Source organism: Enterobacter cloacae complex sp. 370H10, from assembly GCF_050031535.1.
GTDB classification, from domain to species: Bacteria; Pseudomonadota; Gammaproteobacteria; order Enterobacterales; family Enterobacteriaceae; genus Enterobacter; species Enterobacter intestinihominis.
The window spans coordinates 761,448-783,550 of sequence record NZ_JBLGWG010000001.1 but is presented as its reverse complement, the minus strand read 5'-3'; the positions used below and the strand labels follow the sequence as shown (position 1 = coordinate 783,550).

21 protein-coding genes are annotated in these 22,103 nt (G+C 55.0%); 10 read left to right on the top strand and 11 right to left on the bottom strand.

Translation table 11 applies throughout. The features are described from left to right. Positions 1-80: 80 nt before the first annotated feature. The gene (gene pdhR, locus ACQG2Q_RS03695) at positions 81-845 is read right to left on the bottom strand and encodes a pyruvate dehydrogenase complex transcriptional repressor PdhR (protein ID WP_006173806.1); all 765 of its coding nucleotides are present in this window, start codon (positions 843-845) and stop codon (positions 81-83) included. 537 nt (positions 846-1,382) lie between these two features. Between pdhR and aroP the strand changes: the two genes are divergently transcribed. From aroP to ACQG2Q_RS03680, 3 genes are all read left to right on the top strand, one after another. After that, positions 1,383-2,753 carry an aromatic amino acid transporter AroP gene (aroP, locus tag ACQG2Q_RS03690; protein WP_023299335.1) on the top strand — a complete coding sequence of 457 codons (1,371 nt, stop codon included), beginning with the start codon at positions 1,383-1,385 and terminating at the stop codon, positions 2,751-2,753. A gap of 164 nt (positions 2,754-2,917) precedes the next feature. Continuing rightward, a complete protein-coding gene (locus tag ACQG2Q_RS03685) occupies positions 2,918-4,315 on the top strand; it encodes a glycoside-pentoside-hexuronide (GPH):cation symporter (protein ID WP_022647062.1) in 1,398 nt (465 codons plus the stop codon). A 10-nt stretch (positions 4,316-4,325) separates the two neighbouring features. Continuing rightward, positions 4,326-5,276 (top strand): glycoside hydrolase family 43 protein, encoded by a 951-nt coding sequence (locus tag ACQG2Q_RS03680; RefSeq protein WP_038415349.1) that lies wholly within the window; start codon positions 4,326-4,328, stop codon positions 5,274-5,276. 18 nt (positions 5,277-5,294) lie between these two features. Here ACQG2Q_RS03680 and ampE read toward each other — a convergent pair whose 3' ends face one another. Next, the gene (gene ampE / locus ACQG2Q_RS03675) at positions 5,295-6,149 is read right to left on the bottom strand and encodes a beta-lactamase regulator AmpE (protein ID WP_096216780.1); all 855 of its coding nucleotides are present in this window, start codon (positions 6,147-6,149) and stop codon (positions 5,295-5,297) included. Next, positions 6,146-6,709, bottom strand: a complete 564-nt coding sequence (ampD, locus tag ACQG2Q_RS03670) for a 1,6-anhydro-N-acetylmuramyl-L-alanine amidase AmpD (protein WP_022647059.1) — start codon at positions 6,707-6,709, stop codon at positions 6,146-6,148. The genes ampE and ampD overlap by 4 nt, the downstream gene beginning before the upstream one ends. 87 nt (positions 6,710-6,796) lie before the next feature. Here ampD and nadC point away from each other — a divergent pair, with 87 nt between their 5' ends. The 4 genes from nadC (at position 6,797) to hofC (ending at position 10,868) form a co-directional block, all read left to right on the top strand. Beyond that, a complete protein-coding gene (gene nadC, locus ACQG2Q_RS03665; RefSeq protein ID WP_063849760.1) occupies positions 6,797-7,690 on the top strand; it encodes a carboxylating nicotinate-nucleotide diphosphorylase in 894 nt (297 codons plus the stop codon). A gap of 174 nt (positions 7,691-7,864) precedes the next feature. After that, positions 7,865-8,302: a prepilin peptidase-dependent pilin gene (gene ppdD / locus ACQG2Q_RS03660; RefSeq protein ID WP_023299332.1), complete on the top strand. Its 438-nt coding sequence runs from the start codon at positions 7,865-7,867 to the stop codon at positions 8,300-8,302. A 12-nt stretch (positions 8,303-8,314) separates the two neighbouring features. Then, on the top strand, positions 8,315-9,694 hold the full coding sequence (gene gspE / locus ACQG2Q_RS03655) for a type II secretion system protein GspE (protein ID WP_063849759.1): 1,380 nt from the start codon (positions 8,315-8,317) through the stop codon (positions 9,692-9,694). Beyond that, positions 9,684-10,868 carry a protein transport protein HofC gene (hofC, locus tag ACQG2Q_RS03650; RefSeq protein ID WP_063849758.1) on the top strand — a complete coding sequence of 395 codons (1,185 nt, stop codon included), beginning with the start codon at positions 9,684-9,686 and terminating at the stop codon, positions 10,866-10,868. Before gspE ends, hofC begins: the two co-directional genes overlap by 11 nt. Before the next feature lie 33 nt (positions 10,869-10,901). Here hofC and ACQG2Q_RS03645 read toward each other — a convergent pair whose 3' ends face one another. Continuing rightward, entirely contained in the window at positions 10,902-11,945 is a 1,044-nt protein-coding gene (locus ACQG2Q_RS03645) for a GMP reductase (RefSeq protein ID WP_426759064.1), read from the bottom strand. A 228-nt stretch (positions 11,946-12,173) separates the two neighbouring features. On the opposite strand from ACQG2Q_RS03645, the gene coaE reads away from it, so the two are divergent. The 3 genes from coaE to yacG are packed head-to-tail and all read left to right on the top strand — an operon-like array spanning position 12,174 to position 13,741. After that, complete coding sequence (gene coaE, locus ACQG2Q_RS03640) at positions 12,174-12,794, top strand: dephospho-CoA kinase (RefSeq protein ID WP_063849757.1); 621 nt, start codon at positions 12,174-12,176, stop codon at positions 12,792-12,794. Then, entirely contained in the window at positions 12,794-13,537 is a 744-nt protein-coding gene (gene zapD / locus ACQG2Q_RS03635) for a cell division protein ZapD (RefSeq protein ID WP_063146424.1), read from the top strand. The genes coaE and zapD overlap by 1 nt, the downstream gene beginning before the upstream one ends. 9 nt (positions 13,538-13,546) lie before the next feature. Continuing rightward, complete coding sequence (gene yacG, locus ACQG2Q_RS03630; protein ID WP_003856332.1) at positions 13,547-13,741, top strand: DNA gyrase inhibitor YacG; 195 nt, start codon at positions 13,547-13,549, stop codon at positions 13,739-13,741. Between the two features lie 34 nt (positions 13,742-13,775). Here the strand turns inward: yacG and mutT are convergent, their stop codons facing one another. The 7 genes from mutT to ftsQ form a co-directional block, all read right to left on the bottom strand. Beyond that, positions 13,776-14,168, bottom strand: coding sequence for an 8-oxo-dGTP diphosphatase MutT (mutT, locus tag ACQG2Q_RS03625; protein WP_046619985.1), 393 nt, complete (start codon positions 14,166-14,168; stop codon positions 13,776-13,778). Between the two features lie 57 nt (positions 14,169-14,225). Further along, complete coding sequence (gene secA / locus ACQG2Q_RS03620; protein ID WP_022647050.1) at positions 14,226-16,931, bottom strand: preprotein translocase subunit SecA; 2,706 nt, start codon at positions 16,929-16,931, stop codon at positions 14,226-14,228. Positions 16,932-16,990: 59 nt separating this feature from the next. Further along, positions 16,991-17,494, bottom strand: coding sequence for a secA translation cis-regulator SecM (gene secM, locus ACQG2Q_RS03615; protein ID WP_032621757.1), 504 nt, complete (start codon positions 17,492-17,494; stop codon positions 16,991-16,993). A gap of 280 nt (positions 17,495-17,774) precedes the next feature. After that, positions 17,775-18,692, bottom strand: a complete 918-nt coding sequence (gene lpxC, locus ACQG2Q_RS03610; RefSeq protein ID WP_003856337.1) for a UDP-3-O-acyl-N-acetylglucosamine deacetylase — start codon at positions 18,690-18,692, stop codon at positions 17,775-17,777. Between the two features lie 101 nt (positions 18,693-18,793). Further along, positions 18,794-19,945, bottom strand: a complete 1,152-nt coding sequence (ftsZ, locus tag ACQG2Q_RS03605) for a cell division protein FtsZ (protein ID WP_426759063.1) — start codon at positions 19,943-19,945, stop codon at positions 18,794-18,796. A 62-nt stretch (positions 19,946-20,007) separates the two neighbouring features. Further along, the gene (ftsA, locus tag ACQG2Q_RS03600) at positions 20,008-21,264 is read right to left on the bottom strand and encodes a cell division protein FtsA (protein ID WP_003856340.1); all 1,257 of its coding nucleotides are present in this window, start codon (positions 21,262-21,264) and stop codon (positions 20,008-20,010) included. After that, entirely contained in the window at positions 21,261-22,103 is an 843-nt protein-coding gene (gene ftsQ, locus ACQG2Q_RS03595; protein WP_003856342.1) for a cell division protein FtsQ, read from the bottom strand. Before ftsQ ends, ftsA begins: the two co-directional genes overlap by 4 nt.

The following is a 22,103-nucleotide window of genomic DNA, read 5'->3' as shown; positions in this document are numbered from 1 at the left end:
CTGTCCCATTGTGCTCTCGGTTAAGAGCACAATAAGACAGGTTCTGCGTTTAGTTGCCGCGCTCTAAAAGTACCTGGCGCTTAATCCTTTCGTTGCTGTATGCGGCGCAATGAACGCTCGCGACGCGATTGTTCACGGCTGCGGTCCAGCAAGATTTCCTCAATGAAAGCCAGATGGCGGTGCGACGCTTCACGCGCCTGCTCCGGTTCCCCGGCCATTATCGCCTCGAATACTCGGGTGCGATGGTTGCTTACCAGCGGGAGCATCTCCCGACGGGCATACAACAATTCAAAATTCTGACGAACGTTCTGGGCCAGCATGGGCTCCATGCAGCGTAGCAGATGGAGGAGCACCACGTTGTGCGCTGCTTCGGTGACGGCAATTTGATACTGGACAACGGCGCTGGATTCGGCGTCTAAGTCGCCGGACTGCTGTGCCCGTTCAATGGCCTGATGCAGCTCGCGAATACGTACGCGGTCTTCATCAGTGCTGCGAAGGGCGGCGTAATAGGCCGCGATACCTTCCAGCGCGTGACGGGTCTCAAGCAGATCAAACTGGGATTCTGGGTGGTCAGAGAGAAGTTCTACCAGCGGGTCGCTGAAGCTCTGCCACAGGCTGTTTTGCACAAAGGTTCCGCCACCCTGACGACGGAGCAACAGGCCCTTTGCTTCGAGACGTTGAATCGCCTCACGCAGAGAGGGGCGTGAAACGTCGAACTGTTTTGCCAGCTCGCGTTCTGGCGGGAGTTTCTCGCCCGGGCGCAGTGTCCCTTCGAGAATCAAAAACTCCAGCTGCTGCTCAATCACATCGGAAAGTTTTGGTTGGCGAATTTTGCTGTAGGCCATATTCCCTGTCTTACGCCTTTTTGCCCGGAGTCAATTGGTCTTACCAATTTCATGTTCGTATCGCTAAAGTAACAAAGTATTCACCTTCTGTCCATATTGGTTTTGATTGAAATCAGGAAACCCGGCACATTTTAACAACCTTACAGAACTAACGTTTCAGGAATGTAACTTTGCACAAATGAAATGGTTACTCCCAAAGGGGCAGTTTTAACCATATTTAAACGAGGGATTTTGCAATCTGAAGCGATTCAACAAGGCAAAATATGAAAATTCGCCCACTTATGACGCATTTCTATTCTATAGGTTGGGGTATGAGGGGTTAACGTACCGATTTACAATTGGTTTCTTTTTATTCAAGTCGTCATCATCCCTTCATAAAGCAGGTGCATTCGCTGGCACTTACCACTATTCTGGCGCTAACGGAAGCCATCTCCGCTTTTTTCGGTATCGTTAACCGTAAAGAAATAAATACAGAATATGGACTTTCATAATTACACACGCACAGCGTGAACATAACAACCACACACGAGGTTTCAAATGGAAGCTCAACAGCATGGCGATCAGCTAAAGCGCGGCCTTAAAAACCGCCATATTCAGCTCATCGCCCTGGGCGGTGCTATTGGTACTGGCCTGTTTCTGGGCAGTGCGTCCGTTATCCAGTCGGCCGGTCCGGGCATCATTCTGGGTTACGCGATTGCAGGTTTCATTGCGTTTTTGATTATGCGCCAGTTAGGGGAAATGGTCGTTGAGGAGCCGGTTGCAGGCTCTTTTAGCCACTTTGCCTATAAATACTGGGGCAGCTTTGCGGGCTTCGCCTCTGGATGGAACTACTGGGTTCTTTACGTGCTGGTTGCTATGGCGGAACTCACCGCCGTCGGTAAATACATTCAATTCTGGTACCCGGAGATCCCCACCTGGGCGTCTGCGGCAGTCTTCTTCGTGCTGATCAACGCCATTAACCTGACCAACGTGAAAGTGTTTGGGGAAATGGAGTTCTGGTTCGCCATTATCAAAGTAATTGCCGTTGTAGCGATGATCATTTTTGGCGGCTGGCTGCTCTTCAGCGGCAACGGTGGCCCGCAGGCAACCGTGCGCAACCTCTGGGAACAGGGCGGGTTCCTGCCGCACGGCATGACCGGCCTGGTAATGATGATGGCGATCATTATGTTCTCCTTCGGCGGTCTGGAGCTGGTGGGCATCACCGCCGCGGAAGCCGACAACCCGGAGCAGAGCATCCCGAAAGCCACAAATCAGGTTATCTACCGTATTCTGATCTTCTACGTGGGCTCCCTGGCGGTCCTGCTCTCCCTGCTGCCATGGACACGCGTCACGGCGGATACCAGCCCGTTTGTGCTGATCTTCCACGAGCTGGGCGACACCTTCGTGGCGAACGCGCTTAACGTCGTAGTGCTGACCGCCGCGCTCTCTGTTTATAACAGCTGCGTTTACTGCAACAGCCGTATGCTGTTCGGCCTGGCGCAACAGGGCAACGCACCGAAAGCGCTGCTTACCGTTGATAAACGTGGCGTACCGGTTAACACCATTATCGTGTCGGCGGTCGTGACGGCGCTTTGCGTTCTGATTAACTACCTGGCACCGGAATCGGCCTTCGGCCTGCTGATGGCGTTGGTGGTTTCCGCGCTGGTGATCAACTGGGCGATGATTAGCCTCGCGCACATCAAGTTCCGCCGCGCCAAGCAGCAGCAGGGCGTAACCACGCGCTTCCCTGCCCTGCTCTATCCGCTGGGGAACTGGGTTTGCCTGCTGTTCATGGCGGCCGTGCTGGTCATCATGCTCATCACGCCAGGCATGGCGATTTCCGTCTACCTCATCCCGGTGTGGATTGCGATCCTCGGCGTGGGCTATATGGTGAAACAGAAAAACGCCAAAACGGTGAAAGCGCACTAAGTGTTTTCTCGCTGTACCCGCGGTTGCGGGTATAGCGTCTTGTTACCTTCCTCACAAATTCACGCCAACAGCAAAATCCTCCATATCACCGCCCTTATATTGCAACGCATATATCCGTTTGCCAGCGAATAATTCTCTCCATACCGAAACCCGGAGATCTGTCGATGGATAACAACAAACTGTCAGTAAAAGAAAAGATCGGCTATGGCATGGGTGACGCCGGATGCAACATTATCTTTGGCGCCATCATGTTATTTGTTAACTATTTTTATACGGATATTTTTGGTCTGGCGCCTGCGCTGGTTGGGGTACTGCTGCTGTCCGTTCGCGTGATTGATGCCGTAACGGACCCAATCATGGGCGCGATTGCCGACCGTACCCGCAGCAAATATGGCCGATTTCGTCCATGGCTACTGTGGATTGCCTTCCCCTATGCGCTGTTCAGCATCCTGATGTTCACCACCCCAGAGTGGAGCTATAACAGCAAAGTTATCTATGCATTTGTCACCTACTTCCTGCTGTCGCTGACCTATACCGCCATCAACATTCCGTACTGCTCGCTCGGTGGCGTGATCACCAACGACCCGAAAGAGCGCGTTGCCTGCCAGTCCTATCGTTTTGTTATGGTCGGTATCGCCACGCTGCTGCTGTCGCTTACGCTCCTGCCAATGGCCGACTGGTTCGGTGGGGATAACAAAGCCAAAGGCTACCAGATGGCGATGACCGTGCTGGCGCTGATTGGTACCTGCATGTTCCTGTTCTGCTTCGCCACGGTGCGCGAGCGCGTTCGCCCGGCGGTACAAACCCATGACGAACTGAAAAACGACCTGAAGGATGTGTGGAAGAATGACCAGTGGGTGCGCATTCTGCTTCTGACGCTCTGCAACGTCTGCCCGGGCTTTATCCGCATGGCGGCCACCATGTATTACGTCACCTGGGTAATGGGGCAAAGCACCCATTTCGCCACGCTGTTTATCAGCCTGGGCGTTGTCGGCATGATGTTCGGTAGTATGCTGGCGAAAGTGCTGACCGACCGCTGGTGCAAGCTGAAGGTCTTCTTCTGGACCAACATCGCGCTGGCGATTTTCTCCTGCGCCTTCTACTTCTTCGACCCGAAAGCGACGACAACCATTGTTGTGCTTTACGTCCTGCTGAATATCCTGCACCAGATCCCATCCCCTCTGCACTGGTCACTGATGGCCGACGTGGACGACTACGGTGAATGGAAAACCGGGAAACGTATCACCGGGATCAGCTTCTCCGGCAACATCTTCTTCCTGAAGCTGGGTCTGGCGATTGCCGGGGCGATGGTTGGCTTCCTGCTCTCCTGGTACGGTTATGACGCGGGCGCAAAAGCGCAGAGCGCGGATGCCATCAACGGCATTGTGCTGCTCTTTACCGTCATCCCTGGCATTGGATATTTAATTACCGCGGGCGTTGTACGTCTGCTGAAAGTGGACCGTGAGACCATGAAGCAAATCCAGTCCGATCTGGAGAAGCGTCGCACCAACTATCGTGAACTGAGCGACTATCAGGAATTTAAAGCCGCTGAGACTAAATAAGGAAAGCCGAATGCAAACCTGGCCAAACCCGTTTATTGAACAACGCGCCGACCCGTATATCCTGCGTCACGATGGGCAATATTACTTTATCGCCTCCGTGCCGGAGTATGACCGGCTGGCGATCCGCCGCGCGGACTCGCTGGAAGATTTAGGCAATGCCGAAGAGGTAGTTGTCTGGCGCAAGCCCGACACCGGCCCGATGAGCCAGCTGATCTGGGCACCGGAACTGCATCATATCGACGGCAAGTGGTACATCTACTTTGCCGCCACACATACCCAGGCGCTCGACGAACTCGGGATGTTCCAGCATCGCATGTTCGCCATTGAATGCGCAGATCGCGATCCGCTCACCGGTACATGGGTGGAAAAAGGGCAAATCAAAACCCCGTTTGACACCTTCGCGCTGGATGCCACTACCTTTGTGCATCAGGGCAAACGCTGGTATCTGTGGGCGCAAAAAGCCCCGGACATTTCCGGTAACTCCAATCTTTACCTGTGTGAAATGGAAAATCCGTGGACGCTGAAAGGCGAGCCGGTGATGCTCAGTAAACCGGAATATGACTGGGAGTGCCGCGGATTCTGGGTCAACGAAGGCCCGGCGGTGCTGTTCCATGGCGATAAGCTATTTATCAGCTATTCCGCCAGCGCCACCGACGAGAATTACTGCATGGGATTACTGTGGATAGACGTAGATGCCGATCCGCAAAACCCGGCTAACTGGCATAAATCCCCGCGCCCGGTGTTCGTCACCAGCTACGAAAACCGTCAGTATGGACCAGGCCATAACAGCTTTACGCAGACGCCGGAAGGCGACGATGTGCTGGTCTACCACGCGCGAAACTACACTGAAATTGAAGGCGATCCGCTTTACGATCCGAATCGCCACACTCGCCTGAAGCTCGTCCGCTGGGACGACAACGGGATGCCTGATTTCGGCATCCCGCCTGCGGATACGCTGTAACGGCTTCGGCGCGCTGGGTCAGACCAGCGTGCCGTAAATCGTCAGCAACGCCACAATCACCACCACCACAAACGACGTTTTTTTCGCCATCGAGACGGCAGCTTTAGGCGTTTCGACTTTGTTCGTGTGCGGCTCGCGAGCCAGCGAGAATTGAGCCAGTCGGGTTAAGACCTGATACTGCGCGGTATGGCGGTCTGCAAGGGAGGCAAACCACGCTGGCAACGCCTTTTCACCGTGACCGATGAGGGCATAGACCACGCCGACCAGTCGCACCGGAAGCCAGTCGAGCACGTGCAGAATGGCATCAATGCCGGACTGGAGACGTTCATGCGGCGTAAGGTAGCGGGCAAGCCCGGTCTGCCAGGCGCGCAGAAAAGCATAGCCCATCAGCAGTACCGGTCCCCATGGACCGCCCACCACAAACCAGAACAGCGGCGCCAGGTAGTAACGGAAGTTAATCCACAGCAGCGCGTTTTGTAGCTCGCGCAGAAATTCGCGTTCATCGCAGTCCGGCGGTACGCCGTGGATCATCGTCAGCTCGCTCGCCATCGCGCCGCGCGCGTGGACATCATCCCGGGAAGCAGCTTTCAGATACGCGTGATAGTGCAAACGCACCTTGCCCGCGCCAATACACAACACGCCCAGCAGTATCCATACCACCAGCAGCGGCACGTTGAAAAAGAGGCCGTAAAGTGAGCGTAGCAACAGGAACGTAATCACCATCACACCTGCCGTCATAAGCAGCGTGCGTAGCATGGAAAAATGCCTGATCCGGCGGAATAACACTTCCAGCCGATGATCCAGATGCCAGTGCTCGCCGAGCTTAAACAGGCGTTCGGCGATCATAACCAGCAGCATGGTAAACAACGTCATGTTATCTCCTTATCTGACGACGTGGTAAGCATGGCGTGAAACCGGGACCAGTCAAACGCCGGGCCGGGGTCGGTTTTTCTTTCGGGGGCGATGTCGCTGTGCCCCGTAATATTGTCTGCAATGGCGGGATAAAGCCCCACTAAAGTTTGCGTCACAGCAACCAGTTTCTGATATTGCGCATCGGTGTAAGGCGTGGTGTCCGTTCCTTCCAGTTCAATTCCAATGGAGAAATCATTGCACCGCTCGCGCCCCTGATACATCGACACGCCGGCATGCCAGGCTCGCTTATCAAAAGGAACATACTGAACCACTTCGCCATCACGGCGGATCAGGCAGTGCGCCGATACACGCAAATGCGCAATCTCAGCAAAGTAAGGATGAGCATCGGGATCTATCGTTCCCGTGAATAACGCGTCGATCCACGGACCGCCAAACTCACCTGGCGGGAGACTTATGTTGTGAACCACCAGCAGTGTGGGCTTTTCATCCTCCGGGCGGCAATCGTGGTGCGGCGACGGTACATGTCGCGCGTCCACCAGCCATCCGTTTTCTAACAACATGCTGGAACTCCTTATCTATGGTGCTGTTACTCGGTTCAGAGTAGCATGTTTCAATATTATGATTCGTTACCAATTTGGAGTTTTATCATGCCGCCTCGCCGCTATAACCCCGACCACCGACGTGACGCGCTTCTGGAACGTATTAATAGTGATATCCCGGCAAGCGTTGCCCATGCCCTGAGAGAAGACCTCGGCGGTGACGTCAGTGCCGATAACGATATTACCGCCCAATTGTTGCCAAAAGAGACACGGTCGCACGCGGTAGTCATCACCCGCGAAGCGGGGGTTTTCTGCGGCAAACGCTGGGTTGAGGAGGTCTTTACCCAGCTGGCGGGCGACGAGGTGCAGGTAACATGGCACGTTGAGGACGGTGATGCGGTCACGGCAAATCAGCTACTGTTCGAGCTGGACGGCCCGTCCCGCGTCTTGCTGACCGGTGAACGCACCGCGCTCAATTTTGTGCAAACGCTCTCTGGCGTTGCCAGTGAAGTACGCCGCTACGTTGACCTGCTGGCAGGCACCCGCACGCAGCTACTGGATACCCGTAAAACCCTGCCGGGCCTGCGCACCGCGCTGAAATACGCCGTGCTCTGCGGTGGCGGCGCCAACCATCGTCTGGGGCTATCCGATGCCTTCCTGATCAAAGAGAACCACATTATTGCCTCTGGCTCGGTACGTCAGGCCGTGGAAAAAGCCTTCTGGCTGCATCCGGATGTGCCGGTTGAGGTGGAAGTGGAAACGCTGGATGAGCTGGACGAGGCCATTAAAGCGGGGGCTGACATCATCATGCTCGATAACTTCGACACGGAGCTGATGCGTGAAGCGGTCAAACGCACAAACGGCCAGGCGCAACTTGAGGTTTCCGGCAACGTGACGTTCGACACCCTCCGCGAATTTGCTGAAACCGGCGTCGATTATATCTCCGTTGGCGCCCTGACCAAGCACGTACGTGCCCTGGACCTCTCGATGCGCTTCAAATAACTGATCTTCCCCTCTCCCCCCGGAGAGGGGAAATACGAAACCGCTCGCAATTACGCTGTCCTTCTCTGCAACACTGAATCATTTCCCTGAAAGCCCTTTCACGTTCGCGCTTTTGCCCCTCGTTTCTGCGCGCCGGTACTGCCACAGTAGCGCCACTTAACGTAAGGAGCAGATATGAACAGACAACAAGGATTTACCCTGATTGAGCTAATGGTGGTCATTGGCATTATTGCCATCCTGAGCGCGATTGGCATCCCGGCTTATCAGAACTACCTGCGAAAAGCAGCGCTCACCGATATGCTGCAAACGTTCATCCCCTACCGCACAGCCATTGAGCTTTGCGCCCTGGATCGTGGTGGTGTGGATCGCTGCGACGCAGGAACCAATGGCATCCCCTCCCCGACAACCACGCGTTACGTTTCAGCGATGAGCGTGGCGAAGGGGGTCGTATCGTTAACAGGGCAGGAAAGCCTTAACGGACTTGAAGTGCTCATGACACCGATCTGGAGCGATGGTAACGGTATGACGGGCTGGACGCGTGCCTGCAACATTGCGTCCGACACGGCGCTCAGACAAGCCTGTGAAGATGTTTTCCGCTTCGACAACAACTGACAGGAGTGGACAATGAACACCGAACAGCTTATGACGCTCTGTCAGCGCCATCACGCACTGCTACTCGCAAGCGACACCGAGATGATCAGCATTGCGGTGGTGGGTAATCCTGCCTCTGAGCTGATGGAAGCGTTACGCTTCGCCACGCAGAAACGTATTGATATTGAGTGCTGGACGGCCGAACGGATGGAAAAACGGCTTCAGTCCCTCTCATCATCACACCTGCCGGGAATAGTGCCAAACTCAGCCGCTGACGTGCTCAGTACAACGTTGCAGCAGGCAGTGAACCAGCGGGCTTCTGACATCCATATTGAACCGACGGAGCACGGCTACCAGATCCGTTTGCGAATCGACGGTGTTCTCTACCCGCAACCGCCGGTTTCCGCCGCCCTCGGTACGACGCTTGCCGCACGCCTGAAGGTGCTGGGCCAACTGGATATTGCGGAGCGCCGCCTGCCGCAGGACGGTCAGTTTACGGTGGAGCTGGCAAGCGTCCCCGTCTCTTTTCGTATCGCAACCCTTCCCTGTAGCGGTGGAGAAAAAATCGTGCTTCGTCTGCTTCACCAGGTGCAGCAGGCACTGGAGCTTGAACTGCTGGGGATGAGTGCAGACCAGCAGGCCCGTTTTGCCGGGGCGCTTAACAGCCCTCAGGGGTTGATTCTGGTCACCGGCCCGACCGGTAGCGGGAAAACGGTGACGCTGTACAGCGCGTTACAGGCGCGAAATACCCCTGACGTTAATATTTGCAGCGTGGAAGATCCCGTTGAAATCCCGCTTGCAGGCTTAAACCAGACGCAGATTAATCCGCGCGCGGGGCTGACCTTCCAGAGCGTGCTGCGTGCCCTGCTCAGGCAGGATCCTGACATCATTATGGTGGGTGAAATTCGTGACGGCGAAACGGCAGAAATTGCCATTAAGGCGGCGCAAACCGGGCATCTGGTGCTGTCCACCCTTCATACTAATTCGACGACTGAAACGCTGGTACGGCTGCAACAGATGGGCGTCGCGCGCTGGATGATCTCTTCGGCGCTCTCGATGGTGATTGCCCAGCGGCTGGTGCGTCGTTTATGCCCGTACTGCCGACAGGAAGCCAGCCGCCACACCGAATTACCTCGCACGCTGTGGCCCCGGCCGCTTCCTCGCTGGCAACCCACCGGTTGCGATCGCTGCTACCACGGTTTTTATGGTCGCGTAGCCATTTTTGAAGTGCTCGTCATCGACGACACGCTGCGGCAGGCCATCGCCAGCGGAGCAAGCACGGAGGTGATTGGGTCCAGCGCACGTCAGGCGGGAATGACATCTTTGTTTGAGCATGGCTGCATGGCCGTGGAGCAAGGGCTGACCACGCTCGAAGAGCTGTTGCGCGTCCTGGGAATGCCCGATGGCTGCTAATTCGCTCTGGCGCTGGCGTGCCCTGACCACCGAGGGGGAGGTGCAGACCGGCACCCTCTGGGCCATCGACCGTAACGCAGCTTACACGGCTCTGGTGCTTAAACAACTGCACCCGCTGGCGCTAAAACGCTGCCAGCAGCTCCACCGATGGCAGGTGCAGCACTGCTACGATATTTTTCGCCAGCTCGCCACGCTGCTACAGGCCGGACTCACGCTGTCCCAAAGCCTGCACATGCTGGCGGAACAGCATCCTTTGAAGCACTGGCAGGCGCTGCTGCACAGTCTTGCTGATGACCTGAGCGAAGGTTGCGCCCTGTCAGAGGCCATGAAGAAATGGCCAGAGGTGTTTAGCCCCCTTTATGTCTCGATGGTGAAGACGGGTGAGCTGACGGGTAAGCTCGAAGCCTGCTGCCGTCAGCTTGCGCAGCAACAAAAATCCCAGCAGCAGCTCAGTGCAAAGGTGAAGAAAGCGCTGCGCTATCCGCTGATCATCCTGACGCTGGCCGTTTTCGTGGTGCTGGCGATGGTCACGCTGGTGTTGCCTGAGTTTGCTGCAATCTACAAAACGTTCAACACCCCGCTCCCTTTGCTCACGCAGGCAGTCATGAGGCTGGCGGCCCTGGTTCAGGCGCATATGCTCACCCTTTTGGCCCTGCTCGTGGCAATGGTTGTCATCGCCTGTAAGCTGCGGCGGCATCCGCGCTGGCAGTACGTCCTGTTACATGTACCTGTGATGGGCACGCTGATGCGTGGGCAAAAACTGGGGCAAATTTTTACAGTGCTGTCATTAACCCAGCAGGCCGGGATTGCCTTTTTACAAGGAGTGGAGAGTGTGGAGGAAACCGTTGAGAGTGGCTACTGGCAGGAGAAACTCCGTGAGATACGCAGCGATATCGAACAGGGGATGCCCGTGTGGTCCTCCTTCCAGAAGGCCTCTGTTTTTACGCCACTGTGTATTCAGCTCATTCGCACCGGAGAAGTGTCGGGTTCACTGGATGTGATGCTGATGAATCTGGCCCGCCATCATACGGAACAGACATTTCAGCAGGCAGACAATCTGGCGGCGCTTCTTGAGCCTTTGCTACTGGTCGTGACAGGTCTGATTATTGGCACGCTGGTGGTGGCGATGTATCTGCCAATTTTCCATCTGGGGGATGCAATGAGCGCGGGGTAATGCTGGCGCACGGACGCGCGCCAGCCGTAGCCGTCAGAGGCTATTGAATACGCGGTTTTCCTGCTCCTGAACGCGGATAAACGTCGTGCGTTTCGTCAGCTCTTTCAGGCGGGAAGCCCCAACGTAGGTGCAGGCAGAACGCAGACCGCCGAGGATATCGCGCGCCGTGTTTTCGACCGGGCCACGCAGTGGCAGCTTAACGGTTTTACCTTCCGCCGCACGGTATTTCGCGACACCACCCACGTGACGGGTCATCGCAGATTCAGAGCTCATTCCGTAGAACAGCATGAATTTCTCACCGTTCTCTTCCACCACGGTACCACCGCTCTCTTCGTGGCCGGCCAGCATGCCACCGAGCATCACGAAGTCCGCGCCGCCGCCGAAGGCTTTCGCCACATCGCCTGGCATGGTGCAGCCACCGTCGCTGATGATCTGGCCGCCCAGACCGTGCGCGACGTCAGCGCATTCAATTACCGCAGACAGCTGCGGATAACCCACACCGGTTTTCACGCGCGTGGTGCAAACGGACCCCGGGCCAATGCCTACTTTCACAATGTCGGCCCCGGAGAGGATCAGCTCTTCACACATTTCACCGGTCACCACGTTGCCCGCGATGATGGTTTTGGTTGGCCAGGCTTCACGCGCCTTGCTGACGAACTGGACGAAATGCTCGGAATAACCATTTGCCACGTCAATGCAAACAAAATTCAGCGCCGGATTGGCGTTCAGGATCTGTTTGGTTTTCTCGAAATCTGCATCAGACGTACCGGTCGAGACCATCACATGCTTCACCACGTCAGCCGAGGCAGAGGCGACAAACGCATTCCACTCCTCAGGGCTGTAGTGTTTATGTACCGCAGTAAGGATGTCGAATTGCGCCAGCGCGGTCGCCATCTCGAAGGTCCCGACGGTGTCCATGTTGGCCGCGATAATCGGCACGCCAGACCACGTCTGACCGGAATGCTTAAAGGTGAATTGACGTTCGAGTTCAACGTCTGAGCGACTTTTCAATGTAGAGCGTTTAGGGCGGATAAGAACGTCTTTGAAACCTAACTTCAGATCTTCTTCAATACGCATGTGCGGATTCCTGGGGTTAGAGGCAAATATATTAAAAGCACAACTCCAGTGACGCTATCATACGCACTAATACCTGCTCCGCAAGACTGCGAAATTCTCTTTTTTTACGCTACAATCCTATAAATTTACCTGGTAAAAAGCGGGTAAAGAGAGCTAAACATTGGCTGTTGTAAGTTTGAATTTTAAACAACTGATTTTAAAACTGAATAATTCCCAGGATCTGATTTAATGGGGTATATCGTCGCATTAACCGGCGGCATCGGTAGTGGTAAAAGCACCGTTGCGCACGCGTTTGCTCGTCTCGGCATCACGATTATCGACGCCGATATCATTGCCCGTCAGGTGGTAGAACCCAATACACCCGCCTTAAACGCCATCGAAGCGCATTTTGGTCGCCGTGTGATACAGGCTGACGGCACCCTGAATCGTCGGCAGCTGCGTGAGTGCATATTTTCCGATCCGGCGGAAAAAGCCTGGCTTAATGCCCTGCTCCACCCCATTATCCACCAGAAAACTCAGCGTCAGATTGCCGCAGCCAGTTCGCCCTATGTGTTGTGGGTGATCCCGTTACTGGTGGAAAATCAGCTTCAAAATAAAGCAGACAGAACGCTGGTGATTGACGTTTCCCGCGAAACGCAAATCCAGAGAACCATGGCGCGTGACCATGTTTCACGCGAGCATGCTGAACAAATTCTTGCCGCACAGGCCACGCGCGAAGCGCGCCTCGCCGTTGCGGATGATGTTATTGATAATAACGGCGCACCAGATGCCATTGCATCGGATGTTGCTCGTCTGCACGCGCAGTATCTGACCTTCGCCGCGCAGGCCGTTGCACAGGAAAAACCATAATGTCGACTCATATCCTTTTTGAGCATCCGCTTAACGAAAAAATGCGTACCTGGCTACGCATAGAATTTCTTATTCAACAACTTTCACAACATCTGCCCGTCAACGATCATGCCACCGCGCTGCATTTTTTCCGCAACGTGGGCGATCTGCTGGATGTGATTGAACGCGGCGATGTCCGCACTGAGCTGTTGAAAGAGCTGGAGCGCCAGCAGCGTAAATTACAGGCCTGGGCCGAAGTACCGGGCGTAGATCAAAGTCGAATTGACGCTTTACGCCAGCAGCTAAAAAACAGCAGCGCGACGCTGATGGCCGCGCCGCGCGTTGGACAATTTTTACGCGAGGACCGTCTGATTGCGCTGGTGCGTCAGCGTCTGAGCATACCGGGCGGTTGCTGTAGCTTTGACCTTCCAACGCTGCATATGTGGCTGCACATGCCGCAGGAACAGCGCGATCGCCAGGTAAACAGCTGGATGGGCAGTCTGGAGCCGATGAATCAAACGTTATCCCTGATCCTCGATCTTGTGCGTAACTCTGCCCCGTTCCGCAAGCAGACCAGTCTCAACGGTTTTTATCAGGATAACGGCGACGACGCCGATCTTCTGCGTTTGAATCTCTCTCTTGGCGAGCAGCTTTACCCGCAAATTTCCGGACATAAAAGCCGTTTCGCGATCCGCTTTATGCCGCTGGACAGTGAGCATGGCACCGTGCCGGAACGCCTCGATTTTGAACTGGCCTGTTGTTAAGGAGTGCCGATGTCTGACGTAACCACCGTAAACTGCCCAACCTGTGGGAAAACTGTCGTCTGGGGAGAAGTGAGTCCATTTCGCCCATTCTGCTGCAAACGCTGTCAACTTATAGACCTGGGCGAATGGGCGGCGGAAGAGAAACGCATTCCGAGCGAAGGCGATCTCTCGGATAGCGATGACTGGAGCGAAAACCAGCAGTAACATTTAAAGCCTGCTGGCGCTTCGCTTAGCAGGCCTACGGTTGTGCGACCAGCCGGAGGATCACAGGCTCATTGGCAGGCGGGAATTTTTCCGCATCGCTGGCCTGAAGCTCAATCCAGTTACCCGGTTGCCCCTCTTTTCCCCATGGCTCACCTTCCCAGTTTTCCACCAGCCAGAACCACAGCGTGATGTGCCTGTCCGGAAACTGGTACTCCAGCTTATCGAACAGCGTTGCGCCAAGCGGGGTGATCCCCACCTCTTCCTGAAGCTCACGCACCAGCGCCTGCTCCGGCGTTTCACCTGATTCGATTTTTCCGCCGGGGAATTCCCATTTGTTGGCCATATGCGCATCGGCGGCACGTTGGGTAATGAAGATCTGGTTTTGCGGGTTGCGAATGATCCCGACAGCAATTTGCAGTGTTTTCATCATGTCACTTCCATAAAAAAGGCGCAGATATCTGCGCCTTTTCGTTTTGTTATGTTCTTAGCTCAGACGGCCATGGCACGCCTTGTATTTTTTGCCGGAACCACATGGGCACGGATCGTTACGACCAACTTTACGATCGCCCGTCTGCGCTGCGATTGCCGCTGCGGCTTCGCTCTCATCGGTCTGATGACTCAGCTGCTGCATCTGTGCCAGACGCTCAGCTTCTTCACGACGCTGCTGCTCCATCGCTTCCACTTCTTCCGGCATACGCACCTGAACTTTGCTCAGAGTGCTGATGACTTCATACTTCAGCGACTCCAGCATGGCAGCAAACATGGAGAAGGATTCACGCTTGTACTCCTGCTTCGGATCTTTCTGCGCATAACCACGCAGGTGGATACCCTGACGCAGGTAGTCCATCGCCGCCAGGTGCTCTTTCCACAGGGAGTCCAGGGTCTGCAACATTACGCCTTTCTCGAAGTGACGCATCATCTCAGCGCCAACCACTTCTTCCTTACGCTTATAGACGTCTAGCGCGGTTTCGTAGATACGCTCGCGCAGGGTCTCTTCGTGCAGCTCAGGCTCTTTGTCCAGCCACTCTTTGATTGGCAGTTCGAGGTCGAAGTCGTTTTTCAGACGTTCCTGCAGGCCTTCGATATCCCACATCTCTTCCAGAGACTGCGGTGGAATGTGCGCGTCGATAGTGGCTTTGAACACATCTTCGCGAATGCTGTTGATGGTTTCGCTCACGTCGGACACGTCCAGCAGTTCGTTACGCTGGGTATAGATTGCACGACGCTGGTCGTTGGCAACGTCATCATATTCCAGCAGTTGCTTACGAATGTCGAAGTTGCGGCTTTCTACTTTACGCTGGGCGTTGGCAATCGCTTTGGTAACCCACGGGTGCTCGATCGCTTCGCCAGGTTTCATGCCCAGTTTACGCATCATGCCGGACACACGGTCAGAGGCGAAAATACGCATCAGCGCATCTTCCATAGACAGATAGAAACGGGAAGAACCGGCATCACCCTGACGGCCCGCACGACCGCGCAGCTGGTTATCGATACGACGAGATTCATGACGCTCGGTACCAATGATGTGCAGACCACCGGATGCCAGCACCGCGTCGTGACGCACCTGCCAGTCGGCTTTGATCTGCGCGATTTGCTCCGGGGTTGGGTTTTCCAGCTCGGCCACTTCGGCCTGCCAGCTACCGCCGAGCATAATATCGGTACCACGACCCGCCATGTTGGTAGCGATGGTTACGGCAGCCGGGTAACCCGCCTGCGCAACGATATCTGCTTCTTTAGCGTGGAACTTGGCGTTCAGCACGTTGTGCTTGATGCCCGCCTTGGTCAGCTCGTTAGACACCACTTCAGATTTCTCGATGGAGATGGTCCCCACCAGAACCGGCTGGCCCTTCGCGGTACGATCGCGAATATCTTCGATGATCGCCTGGATTTTTTCCGCTTCGGTCATGTATACCAGGTCCGGCATATCCTTACGGATCATTGGACGGTTGGTTGGTACTACCACGGTATCCAGCTTATAGATGGAGCTAAACTCAAACGCTTCGGTATCTGCGGTACCGGTCATCCCCGCCAGCTTCTCGTACAGACGGAAGTAGTTCTGGAAGGTGATGGAGGCCAGCGTCTGGTTTTCGTTCTGAATATCCACGCCTTCTTTCGCTTCCACGGCCTGGTGCAAACCATCGGACCAGCGACGTCCCTGCATGGTACGACCGGTGTGTTCATCGACGATGATGACTTCACCGTCTTTAACGATGTAGTCAACGTCGCGGGTGAACAGGGCGTGCGCGCGCAGTGCAGCCGTTACGTGGTGCATCAGCATAATGTTGCTCGGGGAGTACAGAGACTCGCCCTCTTCCATAATGCCTTCAGCCACCAGCAGCTCTTCGATTTTCACCAGGCCGCGTTCGGTCAGGTTGACCTGACGCGCTTTTTCATCCACGGAGAAGTGACCTTCACCCTGGAAAGTATCGGAGTCTTCTTTCTCCTGACGCAGCAGGTGTGGAATGATTTTGTCGACTTTACGGTACATCTCGGAGCTGTCTTCGGCCGGGCCGGAGATGATCAGCGGGGTACGCGCTTCATCGATCAGAATGGAGTCAACCTCATCCACCAGCGCATAGTGCAGTTTACGCTGGACGCGCTCTTCAGGGCTGAACGCCATGTTGTCACGCAGGTAGTCGAAGCCGTATTCGTTGTTGGTGCCGTAGGTGATGTCCGCGTTGTAGGCTTCACGCTTCGCAGGTGCCGGCAGGCCGGACATGTTAATGCCCACGGTCATGCCGAGGAATTCGAACAGTGGACGGTTATTTTCGGCGTCGCGTTGCGCCAGATAGTCGTTGACGGTAACAACGTGAACGCCCTTACCCGTCAGCGCATTCAGGTAAGCCGGCAGCGTTGCAGTCAGGGTTTTACCTTCACCGGTACGCATTTCCGCGATGCAGCGCTCGTTGAGCACCATCCCGCCCAGCAGCTGCACGTCGAAGTGACGCATGCCGAACACGCGTTTACTGGCCTCACGTACTACGGCAAAGGCTTCCGGGATCAGGCTTTCTAAGGTTTCGCCTTTCTCCAGACGCGCACGAAACTCCGCGGTTTTTGCTTTCAGTTCATCATCAGAGAGCTTCTCCATCGCCGGTTCCATACCGTTGATGACGTTCACAGCTTTGCGCATGCGGCGCAGGGTACGATCGTTACGACTACCAAAAACTTTGGTTAACAATTTGATTAGCATAATAAATTCTCAAACGCCCCAGTCGGGCAGATAAATTAAGGTATTGAAAAAGGGTTAATTTAGCTGAGGCGTTGAGGCCCGGCACGGATGCCGTGAACCTGGCTAATCCAGGTCGAAACAGAGAAGGATGCGGGGGAAACAAAAGCAGTTTGCGCCGTCTGACTCACGGTCACAGGCGGCTGGTTGTCCTGCGTCAGAAGCGCATTGAGCGTATCGAGCAGAGCAAGGTGCTGAGCCTGGACCGGCAGCGTTTCTTCAGCAACAGGCATCGTCTGCGGCGCCATCGCGAACGACAGATGGCGAATAACCGTGCGAATCGCGTGTTGCTGCCAGTAATCAACGGAGAAATTGGGACGACGGTTGGCTTCAAGCCATGCGAGATTAGTGAAGTTAACCCGCGTGGTGAGATCGTGTTTGGTCGTCGTGGAACGTGCTGGCGTTGCCGCGTCTGCGCTGTTGCTGAGCACAGGCAAGCCGAGACTCGCCGCGACCATCCCCAATAAGAGATGCGGCCAGAAGTAACGTCTGCCAAATTGTCGCCAGCGCGTCAGTATTCCGCTCACTTGCTCCACCACGTTCGCCCGCCAGTGCAGGCTGAGTTCAGTTATTCTTTTTTAGCGCCCAGATATTACCACTAAAGCCAATACACGACAGCAGGAATGACACCTTGCAGCAGGTAAAAACGGTCATTAATGCAGCGAACACACCGTTATTTGGCACCCAACACAGGCCAGGGGTGAGAGAGACAAATCCAGAAAGGGCAGAAATAAAAACGACTGGCTTCCCTGGTCGGAGAGAGTACCAGGTGAACCAGTCGCTTTTCTTACGAAACGGCTTTAACCGTTACGCCAGGACCATAGTCGGGGCTTTGAACGCCAGCGGCAGTTCAGCTTCGTCTTCGAAGGTCACATATTCCCAGGCTTCCTGTTTTGCCAGGACGGCCTGCAACAGTTTGTTGTTCAGTGCATGACCGGATTTAAACGCGGTAAAGGCACCAATGATGTTGTGACCACACATGAAGAGGTCGCCGATCGCGTCCAGCATTTTGTGACGAACAAATTCATCTTCAAAACGCAGACCGTCTTCGTTCAGTACGCGATAATCGTCAACAACGATGGCACAATCGAAGCTGCCGCCCAGGCACAAGCCGCGGGATTGCAGATATTCGATATCACGCATAAAGCCGAAGGTACGTGCTCGGCTGATCTGACGCATGAACGCATCCGCAGAGAAGTTCATCGCATAGCGCTGGGTGCTGGAGTCAATCGCCGGATGGTTAAAATCGATGGTGAAGTCCAACGAGAAACCATTGTACGGTTTGAATTCAGCCCATTTGTCGCCATCTTCGACGCGAACGGTCTCTTTAATGCGAACAAATTTCTTCGCGCAGTTCAGTTCTTCGATGCCGGCATCCAGCAACAAATAAACGAACGGAGCAGCACTCCCGTCCATGATCGGGATTTCTGGCGCATCGACTTCAACCATAATGTTGTCGATACCCAGACCCGCCAGGGCGGCGTTCAGGTGCTCTACGGTAGAAATCCGCACGTCATGCTCGTTCACCAGACAAGTACAGAGCATAGTATCACGCACAGATTTGGCATCGGCCGGAAAATCTACCGGTGGATTCAAGTCGGTGCGACGATAGATGACCCCGGTATTGGCCGGCGCAGGGCGTAACGTCAGTGTGACTTTCTTGCCGGTATGTAAACCGACACCCGTCGCCTGAACGATACGTTTAAGTGTCCTTTGTTTGATCATCGTATAATCTCGCCAAATTAACTATCCAACCGAGAGTGTATATCACTAACGGTGGGCCAGTTTAGCACAAAGAGCGCAAATCCCCAAATTCCAGCCAATTCTTAGTCAGCTTGCTTACGCAGGAACGCCGGGATATCCAGATAATCTGGCTCTTTTGCCGTTTGTGGAGTCGGGTCGTTCACCACTTTCGCAGCCGGTTTTTGCTCCTGAGTCAGAGGCGACATACCGTGCTGCTGGTAACGATCCATCACCGGCTGCTGAGTCTGTATGTTGGTCACGAGGGTGATCTCAGGACGCTTGTCCATACCGATACCGGTGGCCACAACGGTCACACGCAGTTCGTCGTTCATTTCCGGGTCAAGGGACGTACCGATAACAACGGTCGCGTTGTCAGAGGCGAATGCACGGATGGTGTTACCCACGGTTTCGAACTCATCCAGACGCAGGTCAAAGCCAGCGGTAATGTTGACCAGCACGCCGCGCGCGCCAGACAGATCGATATCTTCCAGCAGTGGAGAAGAGATCGCCATTTCAGCGGCTTCTTCCGCACGGTCTTCACCGCTCGCCACGCCAGAGCCCATCATCGCGTAGCCCATCTCGGACATCACGGTGCGAACGTCTGCAAAGTCAACGTTCATCAGGCCAGGACGGGTAATCAGTTCAGCGATACCCTGAACCGCGCCTTTCAGCACGTCGTTTGCCGCGCCAAAGGCGTCCAGCAGAGAGATACCGCGACCCAGCACTTTCAGCAGCTTGTCGTTCGGAATGGTAATCAGAGAGTCCACGTGCTTGGACAGCTCGGTGATACCCTGCTCCGCGAAAGCCATACGCTTCTTACCTTCAAAGTTGAAAGGCTTGGTCACGACAGCAACGGTCAGAATACCTAAATCTTTAGCGACTTCCGCCACAACGGGTGCTGCACCGGTACCTGTACCGCCGCCCATACCCGCTGCGATGAAGACCATGTCTGCACCGTCCAGTGCAGCGCGCAGCGCTTCACGATCTTCTTCAGCCGCGTTGCGGCCCACTTCCGGGTTAGCCCCTGCTCCCAGACCTTTGGTGATGCCACCACCGATCTGAATCGTCTGGCCAACAGCCGTTTTACGCAGCGCCTGCGCATCGGTGTTCACCGCGAAGAATTCAACACCTTCGATGCGCTCGCGCACCATGTGCTCTACGGCGTTACCGCCGCCGCCACCGACGCCGATGACTTTAATCACCGCGTCGTTGGTTAATTCCATAGGTTCAAACATAATCTCTCTCTCCGTTGTGCCTGTCGCCCGAGACCGCTAATTCTCTCCGGTCTCTTAAAAAATTAAAATTCTTTTCGCAACCAGGTGTTAAGTCGTTTGACCCACGACCCCACCGAGACGCGTTTTTCCACCTCTGCCTCACCACTTAAATGGGATTCTTTCCCGTAGTGCAGCAGGCCCACCGCCGTTGAATAGTACGGCTCCTGAGCATAATCCGTTAAACCGGTGATATTCAGCGGCGCACCAATACGCACCTGCGTATGGAACACGCGCTGAGCGCAGGCCGCAAGACCTTCAATTTGCGCTGCCCCGCCGGTTAATACAATCCCCGCTGCGAGATGATGTTTCACACCCTGCTGGCGAAGCTGTTCCTGTAACTGCAAAATCTCTTCGTTGACCAGGTTGAGCAGCTCGGTATAACGCGGCTCAATTACCTCTGCCAGCGTCTGGCGTTGCAGGCTGCGCGGCGGTCGACCGCCTACGCTCGGCACTTCAACGCTCTCGTCTTTGCCGACGATAGAGCCCAGCGCGCAACCGTGGCGGACTTTAATCGCCTCTGCATCGCTCGGTGGCGTACCAAAGGCGTAAGCGATATCGCTGGTCACCACATTCCCGGCGTACGGGATCACTTTGGTGTGGCGCAACGCACCGCCGGTATAGACAGCCATGTCCATTGTACCACCACCAATATCGACCACACAGACGCCCAGTTCACGTTCGTCTTCGGTCAGCACGGAATAGCTCGCGGCAAGTCCGGCGAAAATTAGTTGGTCAACTTTCAGGCCACAACGTTCAACGGCTTTTACAATGTTCTTCGCCATATCGTTGTGACATGTGATCAGGTGCACTTTTGCCTGCATACGTACGCCCGACAGACCGACCGGATTCTTGATACCTTCCTGGTAGTCGATCGCGTATTCTTGCGGGATCACATGCAGCACACGGTGCTCGTCGCGAACACGCACAGATTTCGCCGTGTGGACAACGTTCTCAACGTCTTCCTGCGTCACTTCTTCTTCAGAAATCGGCACCATACCGATTTCATTCTGGCAGCTGATGTGCTTACCAGAAAGAGCCAGATAGACAGAGGAAATCTGGCAATCTGCCATCAATTCAGCCTGGTCGATGGCGCGCTGAACGCATTTCACCACCGACTCAAGGTCGTTTACCCCACCTTTATCCATACCACGGGAAGGGCAGCTGCCCACGCCAATGATATTGACCATACCGTCGGGCAGAACTTCCCCTACCAAAGCGGCAACCTTCGCGGTGCCAATCTCCAGTCCTACTACCAATTTTCTGTCCGTCGACTTGATCATTGTTGTTCTGCCTGTACCTGTGCCTGATTTTGTTGCTGATTAGGTTCCTCGACCGGAGCCGGCTCCCAACCGACTGCTGCGCCTGAGTCATAGCGCAAATCAACGTAGCTTATCCGTTTGCCATCCGTCTGCGCCTGCTGCTGTAAAACCGGGTAAAGTTCTACAAAACGCGCCAGACGTTTCATTGTGTCGCCGCGGCCAAGATTGAGCTTAATGCCATTCGTTAAGGTCAGCTGCCAGGAACGGCGCGCCGTCATCGCAGCATCTTTTAACGTAAAGCGATCCTTAGCCAGCACCTGCCCCATCTCACGAAAACCCTGCAATACTTCGTTTTCGCTGCCTTCCGGGCCATACAACATCGGTAAATTCTGCTTGTTGACACGATCGCTCGGGACGCTGAACGAATTTCCGTCTACGTCAACCATATGCTGATCATTCCAACGCGCAATCGGCACATATTCAACCAGATGAATCTTCAATTCATCAGGCCATTGCTTTCTGACACTCGCCTGTTTTATCCACGGCAGACGTTCAATCTGACTCTGGATAATGTTGACGTCCTGCGTCATAAAGGTGCCAGGCGACCCCAGCGCCAGAATTGACTGGCGAATGTCATCGTTACGCGTGTAGTGACGCTCTCCGGTCACTACCAGCTTCGACAGCGGCAACCGCTGTGCGTCTTCCATCCAGCCCAGCACCATCCAGCCGCTGATAAACACGGTGCACAGCACCCCGAGCAGGAAGATAATCCCTGCAAGACGCGTTCCATTACTCCGGCGCGAAGAAGAATATTCTTCTTCGTCATCGCGGTTGCGCGTGTTCAACGCAGCCTGAGACAT

What these genes read in the sequence shown, in the direction of transcription:
- pdhR (WP_006173806.1), bottom strand. Translation starts at nt 845, where the DNA reads ATGGCCTACAGCAAAATTCGCCAACCAAAACTTTCCGATGTGATTGAG.
- aroP (WP_023299335.1), top strand. Translation starts at nt 1,383, where the DNA reads ATGGAAGCTCAACAGCATGGCGATCAGCTAAAGCGCGGCCTTAAAAAC.
- ACQG2Q_RS03685 (WP_022647062.1), top strand. Translation starts at nt 2,918, where the DNA reads ATGGATAACAACAAACTGTCAGTAAAAGAAAAGATCGGCTATGGCATG.
- ACQG2Q_RS03680 (WP_038415349.1), top strand. Translation starts at nt 4,326, where the DNA reads ATGCAAACCTGGCCAAACCCGTTTATTGAACAACGCGCCGACCCGTAT.
- ampE (WP_096216780.1), bottom strand. Translation starts at nt 6,149, where the DNA reads ATGACGTTGTTTACCATGCTGCTGGTTATGATCGCCGAACGCCTGTTT.
- ampD (WP_022647059.1), bottom strand. Translation starts at nt 6,709, where the DNA reads ATGTTGTTAGAAAACGGATGGCTGGTGGACGCGCGACATGTACCGTCG.
- nadC (WP_063849760.1), top strand. Translation starts at nt 6,797, where the DNA reads ATGCCGCCTCGCCGCTATAACCCCGACCACCGACGTGACGCGCTTCTG.
- ppdD (WP_023299332.1), top strand. Translation starts at nt 7,865, where the DNA reads ATGAACAGACAACAAGGATTTACCCTGATTGAGCTAATGGTGGTCATT.
- gspE (WP_063849759.1), top strand. Translation starts at nt 8,315, where the DNA reads ATGAACACCGAACAGCTTATGACGCTCTGTCAGCGCCATCACGCACTG.
- hofC (WP_063849758.1), top strand. Translation starts at nt 9,684, where the DNA reads ATGGCTGCTAATTCGCTCTGGCGCTGGCGTGCCCTGACCACCGAGGGG.
- ACQG2Q_RS03645 (WP_426759064.1), bottom strand. Translation starts at nt 11,945, where the DNA reads ATGCGTATTGAAGAAGATCTGAAGTTAGGTTTCAAAGACGTTCTTATC.
- coaE (WP_063849757.1), top strand. Translation starts at nt 12,174, where the DNA reads ATGGGGTATATCGTCGCATTAACCGGCGGCATCGGTAGTGGTAAAAGC.
- zapD (WP_063146424.1), top strand. Translation starts at nt 12,794, where the DNA reads ATGTCGACTCATATCCTTTTTGAGCATCCGCTTAACGAAAAAATGCGT.
- yacG (WP_003856332.1), top strand. Translation starts at nt 13,547, where the DNA reads ATGTCTGACGTAACCACCGTAAACTGCCCAACCTGTGGGAAAACTGTC.
- mutT (WP_046619985.1), bottom strand. Translation starts at nt 14,168, where the DNA reads ATGAAAACACTGCAAATTGCTGTCGGGATCATTCGCAACCCGCAAAAC.
- secA (WP_022647050.1), bottom strand. Translation starts at nt 16,931, where the DNA reads ATGCTAATCAAATTGTTAACCAAAGTTTTTGGTAGTCGTAACGATCGT.
- lpxC (WP_003856337.1), bottom strand. Translation starts at nt 18,692, where the DNA reads ATGATCAAACAAAGGACACTTAAACGTATCGTTCAGGCGACGGGTGTC.
- ftsZ (WP_426759063.1), bottom strand. Translation starts at nt 19,945, where the DNA reads ATGTTTGAACCTATGGAATTAACCAACGACGCGGTGATTAAAGTCATC.
- ftsA (WP_003856340.1), bottom strand. Translation starts at nt 21,264, where the DNA reads ATGATCAAGTCGACGGACAGAAAATTGGTAGTAGGACTGGAGATTGGC.
- ftsQ (WP_003856342.1), bottom strand. Translation starts at nt 22,103, where the DNA reads ATGTCTCAGGCTGCGTTGAACACGCGCAACCGCGATGACGAAGAAGAA.